General features: G+C 69.9%; 18 protein-coding genes. 6 read left to right on the top strand and 12 right to left on the bottom strand.

All coding sequences use genetic code 11. The features are described from left to right. Positions 1-50 precede the first annotated feature (50 nt). Positions 51-971 (top strand): chromate resistance protein ChrB domain-containing protein, encoded by a 921-nt coding sequence (locus dqs_RS15285; RefSeq protein ID WP_065341012.1) that lies wholly within the window; start codon positions 51-53, stop codon positions 969-971. A 1-nt stretch (position 972) separates the two neighbouring features. After that, a complete protein-coding gene (gene chrA, locus dqs_RS15280; protein ID WP_065341011.1) occupies positions 973-2,340 on the top strand; it encodes a chromate efflux transporter in 1,368 nt (455 codons plus the stop codon). A gap of 7 nt (positions 2,341-2,347) precedes the next feature. Here the strand turns inward: chrA and dqs_RS15275 are convergent, their stop codons facing one another. Genes dqs_RS15275 through dqs_RS15260 form a run of 5 tightly spaced genes read right to left on the bottom strand, consistent with a single transcriptional unit; the run spans position 2,348 to position 4,796 of the window. Beyond that, positions 2,348-2,914: an RNA polymerase sigma factor gene (locus dqs_RS15275; protein ID WP_011766688.1), complete on the bottom strand. Its 567-nt coding sequence runs from the start codon at positions 2,912-2,914 to the stop codon at positions 2,348-2,350. Positions 2,915-2,940: 26 nt separating this feature from the next. Beyond that, positions 2,941-3,090 carry a hypothetical protein gene (locus dqs_RS20820; protein ID WP_011766687.1) on the bottom strand — a complete coding sequence of 50 codons (150 nt, stop codon included), beginning with the start codon at positions 3,088-3,090 and terminating at the stop codon, positions 2,941-2,943. Beyond that, on the bottom strand, positions 3,090-4,307 hold the full coding sequence (locus dqs_RS15270; protein WP_065341010.1) for an MFS transporter: 1,218 nt from the start codon (positions 4,305-4,307) through the stop codon (positions 3,090-3,092). The genes dqs_RS20820 and dqs_RS15270 overlap by 1 nt, the downstream gene beginning before the upstream one ends. 14 nt (positions 4,308-4,321) lie before the next feature. After that, positions 4,322-4,540: a hypothetical protein gene (locus tag dqs_RS15265; RefSeq protein ID WP_065341009.1), complete on the bottom strand. Its 219-nt coding sequence runs from the start codon at positions 4,538-4,540 to the stop codon at positions 4,322-4,324. Next, complete coding sequence (locus tag dqs_RS15260) at positions 4,521-4,796, bottom strand: carboxymuconolactone decarboxylase family protein (protein WP_065341008.1); 276 nt, start codon at positions 4,794-4,796, stop codon at positions 4,521-4,523. The genes dqs_RS15265 and dqs_RS15260 overlap by 20 nt, the downstream gene beginning before the upstream one ends. 224 nt (positions 4,797-5,020) lie before the next feature. On the opposite strand from dqs_RS15260, the gene dqs_RS15255 reads away from it, so the two are divergent. Continuing rightward, a complete protein-coding gene (locus dqs_RS15255; RefSeq protein ID WP_236778694.1) occupies positions 5,021-5,494 on the top strand; it encodes a hypothetical protein in 474 nt (157 codons plus the stop codon). A gap of 22 nt (positions 5,495-5,516) precedes the next feature. Here dqs_RS15255 and dqs_RS15250 read toward each other — a convergent pair whose 3' ends face one another. The 6 genes from dqs_RS15250 to dqs_RS15220 form a co-directional block, all read right to left on the bottom strand. Further along, positions 5,517-6,080 carry a hypothetical protein gene (locus dqs_RS15250; protein ID WP_065341006.1) on the bottom strand — a complete coding sequence of 188 codons (564 nt, stop codon included), beginning with the start codon at positions 6,078-6,080 and terminating at the stop codon, positions 5,517-5,519. A 67-nt stretch (positions 6,081-6,147) separates the two neighbouring features. Then, a complete protein-coding gene (locus dqs_RS15245; protein ID WP_157108196.1) occupies positions 6,148-8,559 on the bottom strand; it encodes a heavy metal translocating P-type ATPase in 2,412 nt (803 codons plus the stop codon). 140 nt (positions 8,560-8,699) lie between these two features. Next, positions 8,700-12,179, bottom strand: coding sequence for an efflux RND transporter permease subunit (locus tag dqs_RS21130; protein ID WP_236778693.1), 3,480 nt, complete (start codon positions 12,177-12,179; stop codon positions 8,700-8,702). A 380-nt stretch (positions 12,180-12,559) separates the two neighbouring features. Continuing rightward, entirely contained in the window at positions 12,560-14,155 is a 1,596-nt protein-coding gene (locus tag dqs_RS15230; RefSeq protein WP_065341005.1) for an efflux RND transporter periplasmic adaptor subunit, read from the bottom strand. After that, entirely contained in the window at positions 14,152-15,435 is a 1,284-nt protein-coding gene (locus dqs_RS15225) for a TolC family protein (RefSeq protein ID WP_065341004.1), read from the bottom strand. Before dqs_RS15225 ends, dqs_RS15230 begins: the two co-directional genes overlap by 4 nt. A 208-nt stretch (positions 15,436-15,643) precedes the next feature. Next, positions 15,644-15,985 (bottom strand): copper-binding protein, encoded by a 342-nt coding sequence (locus dqs_RS15220; protein ID WP_065341003.1) that lies wholly within the window; start codon positions 15,983-15,985, stop codon positions 15,644-15,646. A gap of 150 nt (positions 15,986-16,135) precedes the next feature. Between dqs_RS15220 and dqs_RS15215 the strand changes: the two genes are divergently transcribed. The 3 genes from dqs_RS15215 to dqs_RS15205 are packed head-to-tail and all read left to right on the top strand — an operon-like array spanning position 16,136 to position 18,713. Then, positions 16,136-16,816 (top strand): heavy metal response regulator transcription factor, encoded by a 681-nt coding sequence (locus tag dqs_RS15215; RefSeq protein ID WP_065341002.1) that lies wholly within the window; start codon positions 16,136-16,138, stop codon positions 16,814-16,816. Then, complete coding sequence (locus tag dqs_RS15210; RefSeq protein WP_065341001.1) at positions 16,813-18,210, top strand: heavy metal sensor histidine kinase; 1,398 nt, start codon at positions 16,813-16,815, stop codon at positions 18,208-18,210. Before dqs_RS15215 ends, dqs_RS15210 begins: the two co-directional genes overlap by 4 nt. Positions 18,211-18,254: 44 nt before the next feature. Next, a complete protein-coding gene (locus dqs_RS15205) occupies positions 18,255-18,713 on the top strand; it encodes a DUF411 domain-containing protein (protein WP_011766670.1) in 459 nt (152 codons plus the stop codon). Between the two features lie 13 nt (positions 18,714-18,726). On the opposite strand, the gene dqs_RS15200 is transcribed toward dqs_RS15205, so the two are convergent. After that, entirely contained in the window at positions 18,727-20,205 is a 1,479-nt protein-coding gene (locus tag dqs_RS15200) for a type VI lipase adapter Tla3 domain-containing protein (RefSeq protein ID WP_236778692.1), read from the bottom strand. Positions 20,206-20,260: the final 55 nt, after the last annotated feature.

Genomic DNA, 20,260 nt, shown 5'->3' with positions numbered 1-20,260 from the left:
AGCAGAATATGTGTGTAGAGCTTGTTGCATTAATGCACTAATCTCTACACATGATTTGGCTCACGCTGATCCTCTCCCTGCCTTCGGACAACGCCAACGCCCGCATGCGGGCCTGGCGCGCGTTGCGCGCCTGCGGCGCGGCGGTGCTGCGCGACGGCGTGTATCTGCTGCCGCAGCGCGATGCCACCCGCGAGACGCTGGCGCGGATCGCCGACGAGGTGCGCGAGCAGGGCGGTTCCGCCCATTTGCTGAGCAGCGAAGGCGACGGCGATTTCATCCCGCTGTTCGATCGCAGCGCCGAGTACGGCGCGCTGCTCGGCGAGATCGCCGCCTGCCACGCGGCGCTTGCCACGGCCGCCGACGGCGCCCGCCAGTTGCGCAAGCTGCGCAAGCGGTTCGATCAGCTCGCCGCGATCGACTTCTTCCCCGGCGAGGCCCGCCGCCAGGCGGAAGCCGCGCTCGCCGAACTCGATGCCGAACTGCGGCGGCTGCAGTCTCCCGGCGAACCGCAGGCTGCCTCCGGCACCATTCCCCGCCTTCCGCTCGCCGACTACCGCGGCCGCGTCTGGGCCACGCGCGCCCGCCCGTGGGTGGATCGCCTCGCCTGCGCGTGGCTGATCCGCCGCCACATCGACCCCGATGCCTGCCTGTTATGGCTGGACGATCCCGCCGACTGCCCGCCGGAGGCGCTCGGTTTCGACTTCGACGGTGCCGACTTCAGCCATGTCGGCGCGCGCGTCAGTTTCGAAACCCTGCTCGCCAGCTTCGGGCTCGAAACGCCGGCGCTGCTGCGGCTGGGCGCGCTGGTGCATTTCCTCGACGTCGGCGGCGTGCAGCCGCCGGAGGCGAGCGGTGTCGAGCGCGTGCTGGCCGGATTGCGTGCAACCGTCGAGGACGACACTGCGCTGTGTGCCGCCGCCGCCACCGTGTTCGACGGTCTGGCGGCGGCTTTCCAATCGGATGCAAGCTGAGATGAACGACATCGCCACCCCCGCCGCCCACGAACTGGCTTCATCGCAGCCTCCCGCCGCGGTCAGCCGCTGGGAAGCTTTCCTGTTCTGGCTCAAGCTCGGCTTCATCAGCTTCGGCGGCCCAGCCGGGCAGATCGCGATCATGCACACCGAGCTGGTCGAGCGCCGGCGCTGGATCAGCGAACGCCGCTTCCTGCATGCGCTCAACTACTGCATGGTGCTGCCGGGGCCGGAGGCGCAGCAGCTGGCCACCTATCTCGGCTGGCTGCTGCACCGCAGCTGGGGCGGCATCGTGGCCGGGGCGCTGTTCGTGCTGCCCTCATTGCTGATCCTGATCGCGCTCTCGTGGATCTACATCGCCTACGGCAACGTGCCGCTGGTGGCCGGGCTGTTCTACGGCATCAAGCCGGCGGTCACGGCGATCGTGGTGCACGCCGCGCACCGGATCGGCTCGCGCACGCTGAAGAACGGCGCGCTGTGGGCCATCGCGGCGGCGGCCTTCGTGGCGATCTTCGCGCTGCAGGTGCCTTTCCCGGCGATCGTGCTGGGCGCGGCGGTGATCGGCTTCGTCGGCGGACGCATCGCGCCGGCGCGCTTCCAGGCTGGCGGCGGACATGGCGGCGCGCACAAGTCCTACGGCGCCGCGCTGATCGACGACGATACGCCGACGCCCGAACACGCACGCTTCCGCTGGTCGCGGCTCGCGCGGGTGGCCGTGGTGGGCGCCTTGCTGTGGCTGGTGCCGATGGCGTTGCTCACCGCCACGCTCGGCTGGGGCGACACCTTCACCCAGATGGGCTGGTTCTTCACCAAGGCGGCGCTGCTCACCTTCGGTGGCGCCTACGCGGTGCTGCCCTATGTGTACCAGGGCGCGGTCGGCCACTACGGCTGGCTGACCCCGACCCAGATGATCGACGGCCTCGCGCTCGGCGAGACCACGCCGGGGCCGCTGATCATGGTGGTCGCCTTCGTCGGTTTCATCGGCGGCTATGTGCAGGCCGCCTTCGGGCCGGATGCACCCTTTCTCGCCGGCGCCGCGGCGGCCGCGCTGGTCACCTGGTTCACCTTCCTGCCGTCCTTCGTGTTCATCCTCGCCGGCGGTCCGCTGGTGGAGGCCACCCACGGCGACCTCAAATTCACCGCGCCGCTCACCGCGATCACCGCCGCGGTGGTCGGCGTCATCGTCAACCTCGCGCTGTTCTTCGGCTACCACGTGCTGTGGCCGGCGGGCTTCGGCGGCGCCTTCGACTGGCCCTCGGCGCTGATCGCGCTCGGCGCGGCGCTGGCGCTGTTCCGCTTCAAGGCCAACGTCATCCACGTGATCGGCGGGTGCGCGCTGGTGGGGCTGGCGGTGAAGCTGCTCGGCTAGCGGCGCGTCAGGCCGGGGTGTTGCGGTCGCAGCGATAGACGCCCTGGTCGTCGTGGTAGAAGGCGCACTGCCTGCCCAGCGCCTCGCGCAGGCGGTGGCGGGCACGGTGGATGCGGATCTTGGCGGTGGCCAGCGTGCACTCGCAGATCAGCGCGGTCTGCTCGATCGACAGGCCTTCCAGGTCGTGCAGGATCAGCGCCGCGCGGTAGGTGTCGGGCAGGCTGTCGATGACCTGCCGCACGCAGCGGTTCATCTCCTCTTCGACCAGCCGGGTGTCGATCGCCGCCTCGCCGCTGGCGACTTCTTCCGCCTCGTCCAGATCGACGATCTGCATGCGGTGGGCCGGCGCGCGGTAGTAGTCGGCCGCCACCCGGTTGGCGATCGCGAAGGCCCAGGTCTTGACCGACGAGCGGGCGCCGAAGCTGTCGTAGCCGCGCGCGATGCGGATCAGGGTTTCCTGCTGCAGGTCGCGCGCAATCGCGGCGTCGCCGACGAAGCGTTGCAGGTAGCGCAGCACGGGTTGGGCCATTTCGGCCAGCACGGTGTCGACCGCGCCCGGAGAAGTCGGGGACATGGATGCGCCTCGAGTGGATGCGGACCTCAGCATAAGCCGAGACCGGAATAAAGGATCGCTTCGCGCAGGCCGGGCTGGCGATACGCCAGGGCGATGACGCCGAGCGCGGCGAGCACGGCCGCCCAGCCTGCCGCGCGCCACAGCAGCGGGGCCGCGGCGCGCGGGGGCCGCTTCATCAGGCCTGCCCCGCGAGCGGGCGCAGCCGCGGCAGCGCCGCTTCGTCCGCCAGCAGATTGGCCGCCGCCGCGGCAAGGCTGAGCCCGACCGCCAGCAGCCACACCGGCAGGTAGGCGCCGGTCTGGTCGTAGACAAGGCCGCCGATCCAGCCGCCGAGGAAGGCACCGATCTGGTGGCCCAGATAGACCACCCCGAACAGCATCGACAGGTACTGCACGCCGAAGATCTGCGCGACGATGCCGCTGGTCAGCGGCACGGTACCCAGCCACACCAGCCCGAGCGCGATCGAGAATGCATACACCGACCATGGGCTGGGCGGCGCGGCGAGGAAGGCGATGATGATGAGCGCGCGCGCCAGGTAGATGCCGGCGAGCAGACGCCGCTTGGAATAGCGCGCGCCGAGGTAGCCCGCGAGAAAGGCGCCGGGGATGTTGGCCAGCCCGATCAGCGCCAGCGCGATCATGCCGGTATCGACCGACATCCCCTGGTCGAGCAGGTAGGCGGGGAAATGCGTCGCGACGAACACGATCTGGAAGCCGCACACGAAGAAGCCCAGCGTCACCAGCCAGAAGCCGCGATGGCGGAAGGCTTCGCCCAGCGCCTCGGCAATGCTCTGGCCGCTGCCGGCGAGCCCGGCCGGATGCCCTTTCGCCCGCGCCAACGGCAGTGCCAGCGGCAGCATCAGCGCCGCGTTGAGCGCCAGCACCAGCAGCGCCCACCACCAGCCGACGGCGGAGATCAGCGACTGGCCGTAGGGCAGCATGGCGAACTGGCCGAACGAGGCCAGCGCGCCGAGCACGCCCAGCGCCACGCTGCGCCGTTCCGGCGGAAAGGCGCGGCCGACCACGCCGATGACGATGGTGTAGGTGCCGCTGAGCCCGAGGCCGATCAGCACGCCCGCCGACAGCGCCAGCTGGGTGGCGGTGGTCGACTGCGCCATCAGCGCCAGCCCGACGGCGTAGCACGCGGTGCCGAGCGCCAGGATGCGGCCGGCGCCATGGCGGTCGGCGAGCATGCCGGCGAAGGGCTGGGACAGGCCCCACACCAGGTTCTGCAGTGCGATCGCGAAGGCGAAGGTTTCGCGCGTCCATTGCAGGTCCAGCGTCATCGGCCGCAGGAAGATGCCGAAGCCGTGGCGGATGCCGAGCGACAGCATGATGATGGCGCCGCCGCAGAGCAGCAGGATGCGGGCATCGCGCCCGGGTGATGGATGCATGGAGGTCTCCGGGTTCAGCGTTGGCGCCGGGTGTCGTCGGACGTGAACAACCCGGCGGCGAGGGCTTGAAGGTCGGCGGGCCGCAGGCCGAGGTCGGCAAGCTCGCGCGCGCCCAGGGTCGCGATGGCTTGCCGCCGGGCCTGGCGGCGGGCGGCGAGCCGGCACCGCAGGCGGTGCCACGCTGCCGCCACGATGCCGCGGCAACGGTCCGCGTCAGCAGCAGCGCGGAGCATGGCGTTCGAGCTGGGCGCAGGCTTCGCCGGGCGCAGCCGCCGCGCCGGCGGGCGCGGCGGTGGCCGCCTGCAGCGCATTGCGGGCGGATACGGTGCGCACCGCATCGGCGAGCTCGACCGCCTCGCGGATCTGCGCCTCGCTGAGGCCGGCGGCGCGCGCCTCCGGCAGGTGGAATTCGATGCAGCTGGCGCAGTTGCTGCCCAGTGCGGCCCCGATCGCGACCAGTTCGCGCTCGCGTTTCGTCAGTTCGTTCATGGCGACTCCATCCGGAAGGGAAGCGAAGGCCGGGATTGGCCTCCTGTTCGCTTGGACGGAGCGGCGCGCGCAATGGATACACCCTTGTGCGGTGCGGATCGGCGCGGGCGCGTTTGGCACCGAAACTGCTTTATTCCCCCTGACGCGACCCGCGGCCGCCTTCTGCGCGGCGTTTGTCGCGCACTGCCCCCGCCCTTGTCGCAATCGAAACCATGGAGAGCGCCGTGCCCGTACTGGCCGAGAACACGACTTTCATCGATCTGAAACCCGGCAAACCCACCGGCCTGGGCATGACCCAGCTCGGCATTCCGGTGCTCGACGGCACCGTGGTGAAGAAGGGCAAGCTGCATGAGTTCATCCAGCTCACCCACGACGGCAAGCCCGGCCGTCGCTACCAGAACATCCGCGTCACCGCGGTGAAGACCAGCGAAGGCGGCATCGAGGCGGCCAAGGTGTTCGTGCAGTTCGAAGTCTTCGGCGACGACAACGTGCCGGAGGCGCCGGGTAGCGCTACGTGTGCGGTGGCGCTGTTCGACGCCGCGGACTGTTTGCTGGCGCTGCCGGCGAGCGCGCTGTTCCTGCCCTACGGCCGCGCCTGGTACGAGAACCAGTTCGTCTTCGAACTGCCGCTGGCGGTATTCGACAAGGCCGAGCGGCTGCAGCTGATCGTCAAGGCCGACCAGGTCCGCGCGATCTGATCCCGCCGGACGGCGCCGCGCCTCAGGCGGGCGCTGCCGCGGCAGGACCTCCGTCGCGCAGGCGCTGCGCCAGCACGTCGGCCGCGGCGGCGATGTCCGTCGCGCGCCGGCGCATCAGCGCCAGCATTTCGTCCAGCAGTACCGCGGGCGGTGCTTCCAGCACGCCTTCGCCCAGCACCCAGCGCGCCAGCGCCGCTTCCTCGCGGCCGAGCGCACGCGCGGTTTCGCGCTGCCAGTCGCTGCCGTAGAGCAGCCGCGCGCTGTCCACGAACCACTTGCGCGCCAGCGCTTCGGCGTCGGCGCCGGCCGGTTCCGCCGCCGGCGCCACCGGCGTCTCCTGCATCGCCTCGGCCAGCCGGCTGAGTTCCGGCAGCACCGAGCGCACCAGTTCCAGCCCGGTCAGCGGCACGATCCAGCAGCGGTGTTTCGCGCTCCAGCGTGTCTTCGGCACCCAGCGCAGCATGCGCTCGATGGTGTCGGTGTAGTCCGCCTTGATGATGACCGCGTGCTCGTTGGCATACACCCAGGGGTTGGGCGGCAGCGGGTGGGTGGCGAGGCGGGCGCGGGCTTCGTCTTCGGTCAGCATCGGGAACTCCGTGGCGGGCTTGCCGTTCGTAATGGCCCTCCTCGAAGCAGGGACGATGCCAGACGGACTAGACCCGCGCGTTGCGCAAGCGCAGCGCGTTGCCGACCACCGACACCGAGCTGAAGCTCATCGCCAGCGCGGCGATCATCGGCGACAGCAACAGGCCGAAGGCCGGGTAGAGCAGGCCGGCGGCGATCGGCACGCCGAGCGCGTTGTAGAGCAGCGCGAACAGCAGGTTCTGGCGCATGTTGGCGACGGTGGCGAGCGAGATGTTGCGCGCGGTGGCGATGCCGCGCAGGTCGCCCTTCACCAGCGTCAGGTGGGCGCTGTTCATCGCCACGTCGGTGCCGGTGCCCATGGCGATGCCGACGTTGGCGCGCGCCAGCGCCGGGGCGTCGTTGATGCCGTCGCCCGCCATCGCGACCACGCGGCCTTCGCCCTGCAGCCTGGCGACCAGCGCATCCTTGTCTGCCGGCTTGACCTCGCCGTGCACCGCGTCGATGCCCAGCCGGCCGCCGACCGCGCGCGCGGTGGTGAGGCCGTCGCCGGTGGCCATGACGACGCGCATGCCGCTGTCGCGCAGCGTGCGCAGCGCGTCGGCGGTGGAAGCCTTGATCGGATCGGCCACCGCGATCAGCCCGGCAAGCGCGCCGTCGACGGCGAGGTGCATCACGCTGGCGCCCTCGTGGCGCAGCGCTTCGGCGCGTGCGGCGAGCGGCTGCCAGGCGATGCCTTCGTCGTCCATCAGCGCGGTGTTGCCGAGCACCACGCGGCGGCCTTCCAACGTGCCACGCACGCCGATACCGGATGAGGATTCGAAGCGGTCGGGTGTCGTCAGCTTCAGTCCGCGCTCCCGGGCCGCGGCAACGATGGCGTGGGCGAGCGGGTGTTCGCTGCCCTGGTCGAGGCTGGCGGCGATGCGCAGCACCGCGTCCTCGGTCCAGCCTTCGGCGGCGGCAAGGGCATGGAAGGCGGGGCGGCCTTCGGTGAGGGTGCCCGTCTTGTCCACGATCAGGGTGTCGACCTGGCGCAACGCCTCGATCGCCGCGGCGTCGCGGAACAGCACGCCGTGGGTGGCGGCCTTGCCGGTGGCGACCATCACCGACATCGGTGTGGCCAAACCGAGCGCGCACGGGCAGGCGATGATGAGCACCGCCACGGCATTGATCAGGCCGTAGGCCCAGCTCGGCTGCGGGCCGAACAGCCCCCACGCGAAGAAGCTGGCGAGCGCGATCAGCACCACCACGACCACGAACCAGCCGGCGACCACGTCCGCCATGCGCTGCATCGGCGCGCGCGAGCGTTGTGCCTGCGCCACCATCTGCACGATCTGCGACAGCACCGTCTGGCTGCCGATCTTCTCGGCCACCATCACCAGCGCCCCGCTGGTGTTCAGCGTGGCACCGATCAGCGCATCACCCGGCCGCTTGGTCACCGGAATGGGTTCGCCGGTGAGCATGGATTCGTCCACCGCGCTTTCGCCCTCGACCACGCCGCCATCCACCGGCACCTTCTCGCCGGGGCGCACCCGCAGGCGGTCGCCCGGATGCACATGGGCGAGCGGGATGTCTTCCTCGCCGCCGTCGGCGCGGATGCGGCGCGCGGTCCTGGGGGCGAGGCCGAGCAGCGCCTTGATCGCGGCGCCGGTCTCGGCGCGCGCCTTCAGTTCCATCAGCTGGCCGAGCAGCGTCAACGAGATGATCACCGCGGCGGCCTCGAAATACACCGCGACGTGCTCGCCCATGCGGAAGGAATGCGGGAAGAGTCCGGGCGCGACGGTGGCGATCGCGCTGTAGAGGTAGGCCGCGCCGGTGCCCAACCCGATCAGCGTCCACATGTTGGGGCTGCGGCGGGCGATGGACTGCGCGCAGCGCACGAAGAAGGGCGCGCCCGCCCACAGCACTACCGGCGTGGCGAGCGCGAGTTCCACCCATGGCCGCGCGGCGCCGAGCAGCGGATCGAACAGGCCGCCGGACATCGCGATGGCGAAGGCCGCGAGCGTGAGCGGCAACGTCCACCAGAAGCGGCGGCGAAAGTCGGCCAGTTCCGGGTTGGCTTCGGCCCCCGCCGCCGGCAGCACCGGCTCCAGCGCCATGCCGCACTTGGGGCAGGTGCCGGGGCCGCGCTGACGGATCTCCGGGTGCATCGGGCAGGTGTATTCCGCACGCTCGTCCGGCGCTGCGTCTGCTGCGGACCGGGGGTGGTGAGGATGCGGCGCGCCCGCAGCGGTATAGCGCGCGGGGTCGGCTTCGAAGCGCGCCTGGCAGTGGGCGCTGCAGAAGCGGTAGCGATGGCCCTGGTGGCAGGCGGCGTAGGGAGAGTCGGCCGCCACCGTCATGCCGCAGACCGGGTCGCGGTCGGTGGCCGGGTGCTCGTCGGCGAGCGCGGCCAGCGCCTGCTCGCCGTCTTCGCCGGCCGGCACCGGGGCACCGGGTTCGCCGTGCAGATGGCTGTATTCGTGGTGATGTTCGTGGCGCATGGCTTCATCTCCCCCGCGCGTATCCACAGTTGCAGCATAGTCGCGGCAGCTTGGGCGCCCGCCTCCTGCATGGGCTGGCGCGGGTGGTCGCCAGCTCGCCGGCGGATGGCGTCGCGCTCATCCGCCGCGCCGCGTCCGGCTCAGGCTGCCGATGTCGCCGGCGCGCTCGCGGTCTCCGCGCGGCGCAGGCGGCGCGTCTTCACCACCGCATACAGCGCCGGGATCACTGCCAGCGTCAGCACCGTGGAGGAAATCATGCCGCCCACCATCGGCGCCGCGATGCGGCTCATCACCTCCGCCCCGGTGCCGCTGCTCCACATGATCGGCAAGAGGCCCGCCATGATCGCCACCACCGTCATCATCTTCGGCCGCACCCGCTCCACCGCGCCTTCCATGATCGCTTCGTAGAGATCGGCCACCGTCGGCGCGCGGCCTTCGGCGGCGCGGCGGGCGCGGATCGCTTCCCAGGCGTGGTCGAGGTAGATCAGCATGATCACGCCGGTCTCGGCGGCGACGCCGGCCAGCGCGATGAAGCCGACCGCCACCGCCACGCTCATCTGGTAGCCCAGCCACCACATCAGCCACACCCCGCCGACCAGCGCGAAGGGCACCGACAGCATCACGATCAGGGTCTCCGTCAGCCGGCGGAAGTTGAGGTAGAGCAGCACGAAGATCAGCGCCAGCGTCAGCGGCAGCACGATCTTCATCTTTTCCTTGGCGCGCTCCATGTTCTCGAACTGGCCGCTCCAGGTGGCGTAGTAGCCGGCCGGGAAGCTCACCTGTTCCGCCACCGCCTGCTGCGCGCGCTTCACGAAGGCGCCGATGTCGGCCTCGCGGGTGTCGACATAGACGTAGGCGGCGAGCAGCGCGTTTTCGGTGCGGATGGCCGGCGCGCCGCGCTGGATGCTGACGGTGGCGAGCTGGCCGAGCGGGATCGGGCCGCTCATGGTCGGCACATACACCTCTGCGGCGATGCGCTGCGGGCTGTCGCGCAGCGCGCGCGGGTAGCGCACCGCCACGTTGTAGCGCTCCAGGCCTTCCACCGTGGTGGTGACCATGTCGCCGCCGAGCGCGGTGGCGACCACCTCCTGCACCATGTCCACCGAGAGCCCGTAGCGCGCGAGCTGCTCGCGTTTCGGCTCGATATCCACGTAGTAGCCGCCGGCCACGCGCTCGGCGTAGGCGCTGGCGGTGCCCGGCACGGTGCGCACCGCGGCCTCCACCTGGCGGGCGACGGTTTCCAGCGTTTCCAGATCCTTGCCGAACACCTTGACGCCCACCGGCGTGCGGATGCCGGTGCTGAGCATGTCGATGCGGGCCTTGATCGGCATGGTCCACGAGTTGGCGAGGCCGGGGAACTTGAGCGCAGCGTCCATCTCGGCAACCAGCTTGTCGGTGGTCATGCCCGGCCGCCATTCGCTGTGCGGCTTGAGGTTGATGACGGTCTCGAACATCTCCAGCGGCGCCGGGTCGGTGGCGGTATTGGCGCGGCCGGCCTTGCCATACACCGATTCGACCTCAGGGAAGGTCTTGATGATGCGGTTGGTGGTGGCGAGCAGCCGTCCGGCCTCGGTCACCGACATCCCCGGCAGCGCCGCCGGCATGTAGAACAGCGTGCCCTCGTTGAGCGTGGGCATGAACTCCGAGCCGATCTGGCGTGCCGGCAGCAGCGTCGCCACCATCGCCAGCAGCGCCAGCGCGATGGTGACCCACTTGAAGCGCAGCACGGCGCGGATGATGGGGCGGTAGAGCCAGATCAGCAGCCGGTTCACCGGGTTCTTCGACTCCGGCAGGATGCGGCCGCGCACGAAGAACAGCATCAGCACCGGCACCAGCGTCACCGACAGCAGGGCCGCACCGGCCATAGCGAAGGTCTTGGTGAAGGCGAGCGGGGAAAACAGCCGCCCTTCCTGGCCTTCGAGGGTGAAGACCGGGAGGAAGGAGACGGTGATGATGAGCAGCGAGAAGAAGAGCGCGGGGCCGACTTCCTTGCAGGCGGCGAGGATGGCGGCCGCGCGGGCTGCCTCAGGTGTGGCAGCGGCGCGCACTGTTTTTGTCCCCTCTCCGTCAAGGGAAGGGTCAGGGTGGGGATGGGGCAGGGGGCCGCCGTCGAACCCCATCCCCACCCCCGCCCTCCCCTTGAAGGGGATGGAGTTGGACGGCGAGTCGGCACGGACATCGCTCGTGCCATCCAACCCCATCTCCCTCCCGGCCTCCCCCTTGGAGGGGGAGGAGTAAAGCGGGGCGTCGGTCGCCGTTTCTCCCTCCCCTTCAAGGGGAGGGGTGGGGTGGGGATGGGGCAGGGTGCCGTCGTCGAACCCCATCTCCCTCCCGGCCTCCCCCTCGAAGGGGGCGGAGTGCACAGCCAGCCTCTCCAGATGCTTGTGCGCGTTCTCGATCATCACGATCGCCGCATCCACCATCGCGCCGATCGCGATCGCGATGCCGCCCAGGCTCATGATGTCCGCGCCCATTCCGAGCGCGCGCATCGCAACGAACGCGATCAGGATGCCGAGCGGCAGCGTGATGATCGCCACCAGCGCGCTGCGCACATGCAGCAGGAAGATCACGCACACGGCGGCGACGATCAGGCTTTCCTCCAGCAGCGTCCATTGCAGGTTGGCGATGGCGCGCTCGATCAGCGTGGAGCGGTCGTACACCGGCACGATCTCGGCGCCGGCCGGCAGGCCGGGGGCGATCTCGGCGATCTTGGCCTTGACGTTGGCGATCACGTCGAGCGCGTTCTGGCCGAAGCGGGCCATGACGATGCCGGAGGCGACCTCGCCTTCGCCGTTCAGCTCGGCGATGCCGCGGCGCTCGGCCGGCACCAGCTCTACGCGGCCGATGTCGGCCACCCGCACCGGCGTGCCGTTCTCGCTCTTCAGCACCAGTCCGGCGATGTCCTCGACGCCGCGCAGGTAGCCGCGGCCGCGCACCATGTATTCCTTTTCCGCCATCTCCACCACGCGGCCGCCGACGTCGCGGTTGGCGTTGCGGATGGCGCGGCTCACCTCGTCCAGCGCGATGCCGTAGCTCGCCAGCCGGTGCGGATCGACGGTGACCTGGTACTCGCGCACGAAGCCGCCCACGCTCGCCACCTCCGACACGCCGGCGGCCTTGGTGAGCTGGTAGCGCACGTACCAGTCCTGCAGGCTGCGGGTGTCGGCCAGCGACATGTCGCGGCCCAGCACCGCGTACTGATAGACCCAGCCCACCCCGGTGGCGTCCGGCCCGATCTGCGGCGCCACGCCCTGCGGCAAGCGCCCGGCGGCGGTGCTGAGGTATTCCAGCACCCGCGAGCGCGCCCAGTAGATGTCGGTGCCGTCCTCGAAAATCACATACACGTAGGACGCGCCGAACATCGAGAAGCCGCGCACCACCCGCGCCCGCGGCACCGCCAGCATCGCGGTGGTGAGCGGGTAGGTGACCTGGTCCTCCACCACCTGCGGCCCCTGGCCGGGGTAGTCGGTATAGACGATGACCTGCACGTCGGAGAGGTCGGGCAGGGCGTCCAGCGGCGTGTGCTTGACCGCGTACAGCCCGCCGCCGATGAGGAAAAGCGTGCCGAGCAGGACGAGGAAGACGTTGCGGGCGGACCAGTCGATCAGGCGGGAGAGCATGTCGGTAAGTTTGGATCCGGATGGATGAAGCTGTTTTCCACTGTGCCCTCTTCCCTTCACTGGGAGAGGGCGCGCCTGTGAGTGTTGCCCGCTGCCCGCTGCCCGCTGCCCGCCGAACGACATTGACTTGTGGGCGCCAGCAGTTGAGCTGGCCTGCTTTGCTCCCTCCCCTTCAAGGGGGTGAGGGCGGGGTTTCGGCGAGCACTGCTCGCCGCCGACCGAACGACGGTGCCTCCTGGCGCCGGCTATCGGGCTGGCCTGTCTGCTCCCTCCCCTTCAAGGGGAGGGCTGGGGTGGGGATGGGGTTATCGCGGCGCTGAGCCTGACCCCATCCCCCTCCTAGCCTCCCCCTTGAAGGGGGAGGAACTAGAACCGCCTCGTCAGCGTTTGCCGTGACCGCTGTGGTCCGCTTCCGCGGCAGCTCCAACCCGCTCAACCTTCGTCACCACAAACTCCCCCGGCGCCCGTTGTTCGAAACTGAACCGGATCGCCGTCCCCGGTGCCATCCCGGCCACCACCTCCGCCGACGCGATACCGAAATCCATCGTCATCTCCGGCCACTGCAGCGCGGGGATCGGCTCGTGGGTGACGGTGATCGAGTTCATCGCCAGGTCGATGCCATCGAGCACGCCGACCGCTTCGAAACCCTTCGCTGCCGCGGGTTTGGACGTATCGGCGGTCGCTTCGGTCAGGTTGGAGAGCGCCGCCTTCAGCTGGCTTTCCGAGTCGATCAGGAAGTTGGCCGATACCACCACGCGCTCGCCCGCCTGCAGGCCTTCCGTCACCTCGACGTAGTCCTGCCCGCGCGTGCCCAGCTTCACCGGCTGCGGCTTGTAGCGGCCTTCGTCGAGCGCGATCAGCACCACCTGGCGATGGCCGTCGTCGATCACTGCCGACGCGGGCACCGTCACCCGCGGCGCGGCGGGGCCGGCGGCGAGTTCGACGTGGGCGAACATGCCGGGGCGCAGCAGGCGTTCGCGGTTGTCGAGTTCGAGCCGCACCGGCGTGCTGCGGGTGGCGGCGTTCAGCGTCGGGTAGAGGTAGGCCACCTTCGCGTCGAAGCGGCGGCCGGGGAAAGCGTCGAGGCTGACGCTCGCCGGCTGGCCCACCTTGATGCGGGCGAGGTCCTGCTCGTAGAGATCGGCGATCACCCACACGCGGGAAAGGTCGGCGATGCGGTAGATCGCCTCGCCGGGCATGAAGCGCGCGCCCTGCACCGCGTTCTTCTCCAGCACGATGCCGTCGGCGGGGGCGTGGAAGGTGTGTCGCGTGGACGCCTGGGACGGTGCGCCCACCCCCGCGGCGGGCGGCGTCGTCCGTGGGGCCGCGCCGGGGGCCGCGACCTCCCAATTCTTCAGGCGCTCGCGGGTTGCATCGGCAAGCCGGGCGGCCGACGCGGCAGCGGTCGGGTCGGTGGCGGCTGCGTCGCGCTGCAGTTTTTCGGCGATGCGCAATTCTTCGCCGGCCGATTGCAGTTCCGGGCTGTAGACGGTGAACAAGGGTTGGCCCTTGCGTACCGGGTCGCCGACCGCGCTGACGTGGAGGCGCTCGATCCAGCCTTCGAAGCGCGGCGCCACCGCCACCACCGAGCGCTCGTCGAGTTCGACGCGGCCGACCGCGCGCACCGCGGCGTCGACCATGCGTTCCTCGGCGAGCGCGGTCTTGACGCCGAGCAGCTGCACCCGCGCCGGACTGACGCGGACCACGCCGGCGTCGTCGGGCGTGTCGTCGGCATAGACCGGGATGTAGTCCATGCCCATCGAGTCCTTCTTCGGCACCGGCGAGGTGTCGGGCAGGCCCATCGGGTTGCGGTAGTAGAGCGGCTTGCGCTCGCCGCTGCCGGCAGCCGGTGCTGCGCTGTCGCCTGTGGGAGCTGCGGCGGGATGGCCGCCGTTGCGGCTGCCGGCCCAGTAGCCGGCGCCGAGTGCGACGGCCACCGCGAGCGCGGCAAGGGAAAGTTGCACGGCGGGTTTCACTGCACCTCTCCTGCGAGTTTTTCCAGCTCGGCGAGCGCGGAGCGGGTTTCCACCTCGGTTTCCAGCGCGCGCATGCGGATGTCGATCAACTGGCGTTCCGCCTCGATCACGGTATCGAAATCGACGCGGCCGTTGGCGAAGGCGCTGCGGGTGGCGTCGCGGGTGGCCTCGGCCTGCGGCAGCAGGCTGCCCTTGAGCAGCCGCAGGGTTTCGCGACCGGCGGCGTAGGCGGCATGGCTGCGGCCGAGTTCGCCCTGCAGGCGCTGCTCCGCGGCGCTGCGGCGCATGTCGGCGGCGGTCACCATCTGCTCGGCTTCGCGCTCGCGCGCGCGGCGGGCGGACTGCTGCAGCGGGATCATCACCTCCACCATCAGATCCCAGGAGTTTTCGCCGTCGCGCGGGCGGTTGTTGGTGAGGCCGACGCTCCAGTCCGGGTAGCGGTCGCGCCAGGCGCGGTCGCGTTCCAGGCGGGCGACGTCGGTGCCGAGGGCTTCGGCGGCGAGTTCCGGGTTGGCGGCGCGCACGCGCTCCAGCAGCGTGGCGAACTGCGGCGTCTCCGGCAGCGGTGTGGGGTCCAGCGGGGCCGCGAGGGCATCGGTCGCCGGCCGCGCCAGCAGCGCGTTCAGGGCCGCGGCGGCGGCGCTGCGCTTCTGCTCCACCGCCACCTGCGTCAGCCGCTGCGCGGTGATTTCGCGCTGGGCGCGCAGCACCGCCTGCTGCGGCAGCAGGCCGAGCCTGTAGCGGCTGAGCGTGGTTTCTTCCAGGCCCTGAAGCAGCGCCAGCGCGTCGCGGTTCAGCCGGGCTTCGCGGTCGGAGGCGTAGTAGCGCAGCCAGGCCATCTTGATGTCGGCGGCGAGCGTCACCCAGGCCGCGTCGCGCGCGGCGTCCGCCTTGCCGGCGCGCGCCTCGGCGGCGCGGCTGTCGAGTTCGCGCTTGCCCCAGGCGGGCAGCGGCTGGATCACCCGGTAACGCGTCTCGCCGACCTGACCCGGCACCAGCGTGGTCTTGCCGCCATTCATGCGATTGGTGAAGTCCATCAGCTCGACCTGGAAGCTCGGGTCGGGCAAGGCGCCGGCGGATTCGATGCGCTCGCGCGCGGCCTGAGCTTCGGCGCGCTCGGCCGCGAAGGCCGGGTTATTGAGGCGGGCGTGTTCGAGCAGCCCCGGGACGGAGGCGCCGAGTGCGGGGGCGTCGGCGAACGCCGGGCCGCCGCCTGCCAATGCAAGCAGTAGCAGCGCGGCCAAGCGCTTGATGGAGGTTGCCCCGAAGCGGTACTTCATGACTGACTCCGGCTCTTCTTCTTGAAGGTGTCTTGCCGCCGTATCGAACCACAGGCCGGGCCGACCTGGGGGTGTTTGGGGAGCGGGCGAGGACTGCCCGAGCCCGGAGGGCGAGTTCCGCAGCCCGCGGAGCACATTCCCGCGCGGCGTCCCAACAGCATCACAAGCGCTCCAGCCGAGCAGCTCGTCCAGCCAGACTGAACCCGGCTTACTGCGCCACTTCCAGCGCAGTCACCGTAAACACCCCGCCCACCCGCTCGGCCACGAAGCGGATCTTGTCGCCGGCCTTGACCTTGTCGAGCATCGCCGGCTGCGCCGTGGCAAAAGCCATCGTCATCGGCGGCATGTCCAGGTTGGCCAGCGGGCCGTGGCTGATGGTGATCTTGCCGGCGGCCTTGTCCACCTTCTTCACCGTGCCTTCCGAATAGGCCGCCGGCGCCGCCTTGGCCGGCGCGGCGTGGTGGCCCTCGTGGTCATCCGCCGCCAGCGCGGGGGCAGCGCCAAAGGAAGCAAGGGCGGCGAGGGTGGCAAGCGAAAGCACGAACTTCATGGTCGGTTCCTCGGGCAGCGTCGATATGCCTGCACTATGCGCACGCCCACCCGACCGCAAGCTGACCGCGAGATTACATCTCTGTAATCTTGCCCGCCGCGAGGGCGGGCAGAGGCACAATGCGGCCGCACTCCACCGAGAACCGCCATCGTGAAGATCCTGATCGTCGAGGACGAACCCAAGACCGGCGACTACCTGCGCCAGGGGCTGGCCGAGGCCGGGTTCAATGTCGACCTCGCGCGCGACGGCCTCGACGGCCTGCACCTGGCGCTCGGCGGCGACTACGACCTGATCGTGCTCGACGTGATGCTGCCCTCGCTCGACGGCTGGGGCGTGCTGCAGACCGTGCGCCGGGCCGGCCATCAGATGCCGGTGTTGTTCCTCACCGCGCGCGACCAGGTGGAAGACCGTGTGCGCGGGCTGGAACTGGGCGCCGACGACTATCTCGTCAAACCCTTCGCTTTCTCCGAACTGCTCGCCCGCGTGCGCACGCTGCTGCGGCGGGGCAAGGCCAAGGAGGCCGAAGTGCTGCGCGCGGCCGACCTGGAACTGGACCTGCTGCGCCGGCGGGTAGTCCGCGGCGGTCAGCGCATCGACCTCACCGCCAAGGAATTCGCCCTGCTCGAACTGCTGCTGCGCCGCCAGGGCGAGGTGCTGCCGCGCTCGCTGATCGCTTCGCAGGTGTGGGACATGAATTTCGACAGCGACACCAACGTCATCGAAGTGGCGGTGCGCCGGCTGCGCGCCAAGGTGGACGACGGCTTCGAGCCCAGGCTGATCCGTACCGTGCGCGGTATGGGCTATGTGCTGGAAGCGCCGGGCCCGGCATGAGCGTGCGCGCACCGCTTTCGCTTACCGCGCGGCTGGCGCTGCTGTTCGCCGCGCTTGCCGCCAGCCTGCTGATCGTTGTCGGCCTGGTGATGGGGCGCGCGGTCGAGGCGCACTTCCGCGAACTCGATGACCATGAACTGTCCGGCAAGCTGATGCTGATCGAAAGCCTGCTGCAGCGCGCCGACGATGCCGCGGCGCTGGCTGGCGTGCGCCAGCGCCTGGACGAAGCCTTCGTCGGCCACGACACCGTGGCGGTGCTGATGCGCGATGCCGGTGACGCGGTGGTCTATGCACTGCATGCCGACCACTTCGCCGCCGCCCAGCGCGACGGCGCGCCGCTTGCGGGGGCCGGAATGTGGACCGAAGGCGGCCGCCATTACATCGGCCGCGAGGCGGACATTGCGCTGCCGGCGGGCAGCGGCGCGGCGGCCGGGCCGCTGCGGGTGCTGCTCGGGCTGGACATTTCGCATCACGTGCATTTCCTCGACGACGTCCGCAACCGGTTGTGGGCCGGCATATCGCTATCGGCGGTCGCGGCGGCGCTGCTTGGCTGGCTGGCGGCGCACAAGGGTCTGGCCCCGCTGCGCCGGGTGACGGCGGCGGCCGAGCGGCTGTCGGCCGAACGCCTGGGCGAGCGGCTGGCCGAGGGTGCGGCGCCCGCCGAGGTGCGCGAACTGGTCGAGGCCTTCAACGGCATGCTCGAACGGCTGGAATCGTCGTTCCGCCGGCTGTCGGACTTTTCTGCGGACATCGCCCACGAGCTGCGCACGCCGGTGTCCAACCTGATGACGCAGACCGAAGTGGCGCTGTCGCACGCGCGCAGCCCGGACGAATACCGCGAGGTGCTAGCCTCCAACCTGGAAGAGTACGAACGCATCGCCCGCATGGTGAGCGACATGCTGTTCCTGGCCCAGGCCGAAAACGGCCGCCTGCCGCGCCCCGAGGAGCGGGTGGCGCTGCAGGATGAGGCGCGGGCGCTGGCCGAGTTCTACGAGGCGCTGGCGGAGGAGCAGGGCGTGACGATCACCGTGCAGGGCGCGGCGGAGGTCACCGGCGATCGCCTGATGCTGCGCCGCGCGCTGGCCAACCTGTTGTCCAACGCGCTGCGCCACACGCCGCGCGGCGGCACGGTCGAGATCGTCATCGATGCCGGTCAGGCCACGGTGACGCTGGCGGTGCGCAATCCGGGCGAGACGATTGCGCCCGAGGAGTTGCCGCGCATCTTCGAGCGCTTCCACCGCGCCAGCCGCGAACGCGAGCGTCATGGCGAAGGCGCCGGGCTGGGGCTGGCGATCACCTGCTCCATCGTGGAGGTGCATGGCGGCCGGGTGACGGCGGAGTCCGCCGCAGGGCTGACCACCTTCCGGATCGAGCTTCCACTGGCCGCGGCGTGAACGGTCACGTCGGCCGCAGCCGAATCAAATCGAGAGGATTCATCATGAAAATGCGCATTCCGGACCGCTGCAGCCTGATGCTGGTGGCACTGCTGGCGGGCGCCGGTGTGGCGGTGCCGGTGCTCGCAGCCGGCGAGGCGGTGACGATGTACAAGGACCCCAACTGCGGCTGCTGCGGCAAATGGGCAGAGCACATGCGCAGCCACGGCTTCAGCGTCAAGGAGATCGCCACCCCGCGCATGGGTGAGGTCAAACGCGAGGCCGGCGTGCCGCAGGTGCTCGGCTCCTGCCACACCGCCAAGGTGGGTGGCTACGTGGTGGAAGGCCACGTGCCTGCCGCCGACGTGAAACGCATGCTGGCCGACAAGCCGCAGATCCTCGGCATTTCGGCGCCCGGCATGCCGCAGGGCTCGCCGGGCATGGAAGGACCGTACCCGGCGGACCGCTACGACGTGGTGAGCTTCGACCGCGACGGCAAGCAGGCGGTGTTCGCCCGCCACTGACTGTCGTCGTGGTTCAGAAGCGGGGCGCGTTGGGGTTGAAGAAGGGGTCGGGCTGGCGCGGATTGGCGGCTTTCTGTGCTTCGCTCGGCGGACTCACCATGATGATGCTGGCACGCGCGTCCTCGCGCAGATTGACGGTGGCGCTCGGGCCGCCTTGGTGGTAGCTGCGCATCAGCGCAAGAGCGAGCTGCACGAAGGGCGAGCTGACGCCGGTATCCGCGACGCGGCGGGTGAGGTCGTAGCTGTTGGCCGGGTCGTCGATCGCGAGCGGATTCGGCGTGGCCTCCGCGCCCATCGCCAGCGCGAGGGGAATCAGGCGGCGGCCTTCGCCGGCGGTGTCATAGAACAAGCGGCGCGGCGCGCTGCCTTCGGGCAGCGTGGCCAGCGCCTGTTTCCAGCCCTCGGCCATCGCTGCGGCCCGGGCACGATCGCCCTGCGGACCGGCCGGCGCGTCCAGCGGCACTTCGACCGGGCGGTGGAGGTAGCCGAGCAGCGGGGCGTTGTCATATTCGCGGAGTTGCCACTCCGTCCACCGCACCGGCACCCAGGCACTGGGCTTGAAGCCGGTCTTGCGCTTCCAGAAGGCGAGCAGCGGGCCCTGGTTGCCGTTGGGATCGATCCGCGCGATGAGTTTTTGCTGGTGTTCGTGCCAGAACTGCCAGGACATGAACGGATAGCTGTCGGGCTGCTTGCGGTAGAGGGTGGTCGCGTCCCAGTAATCGTTCCACAGCTGGATGACGTCGTACTGGGTGTCGAGCATGTTGATGTCGTAGGGGACATCGACCACGTAGGGGCGGATGTCGCGGTCTACCCGGTCGCTGCGGGTGACGAGGAGGGCGACGATGGAGTCGGGGATGGTCGGGACGAAATGGCCGTCCTTGCGTTTGCCGGGACGCCGGTACTGGCTGTCGAAGCCGAGCACGACAGCTCCGGGCAGGTCGGGGTTACGATCGAAGAAGTCGAAGAGCTGGGCGATCAGCTGATCGCTGCCTTCACCGGCACGCTGGTCGAGCACGGTGAACAGGTGAATGGCCATGCCGCCATTTTGACGGCCACGGCTTAGGCGCAAAGCAGGTGCATCTAAGCTGACTGGGCCGGCCACTAGAAACGGAATTGGCCAGCGCTCGACCCATCCGTCAAGGGCCGACTCAAAAGCGTCAGCCTCGCGTTTGTCGTAGTCCTGCCCGCGCCCCATGGCGGACCATTCGTAGTCCCGTGGGTCTTGGGAGAGGGCGCTTTGAAAGGCGTCATTCTTCTTGTCGATGGCTTCCCACAAGCGGCCCTGGCGGAAGCGGTTGATGGTCAAGCCGACCCCCCGAACCTCGAGCTGGAATCGTCGGCTGTCATTCCTCTGCTCGGTTTCACGTTGCACCTCCGCCTGGCGCGTCAGCTGTTGTTGCTGCTCGCCAGCTGTTGCGCGAGTGCTGCCTAGCCCCCAGAGCAGGAAGAACACCACAGCTGTGGAAACGAGAGGGGGTGTGAATAGTGTCATCAGTCTGGAGTGCATGGGCAGGGGGAAGGTAGGCCGAATGTGGTCGGCGGTCGCT

It is taken from the genome of Azoarcus olearius, from assembly GCF_001682385.1.
Taxonomy (GTDB): domain Bacteria; phylum Pseudomonadota; class Gammaproteobacteria; order Burkholderiales; family Rhodocyclaceae; genus Azoarcus; species Azoarcus olearius.
Note: the sequence above shows the minus strand (reverse complement) of the source record. Positions and strands in the feature narration are given on the sequence as shown.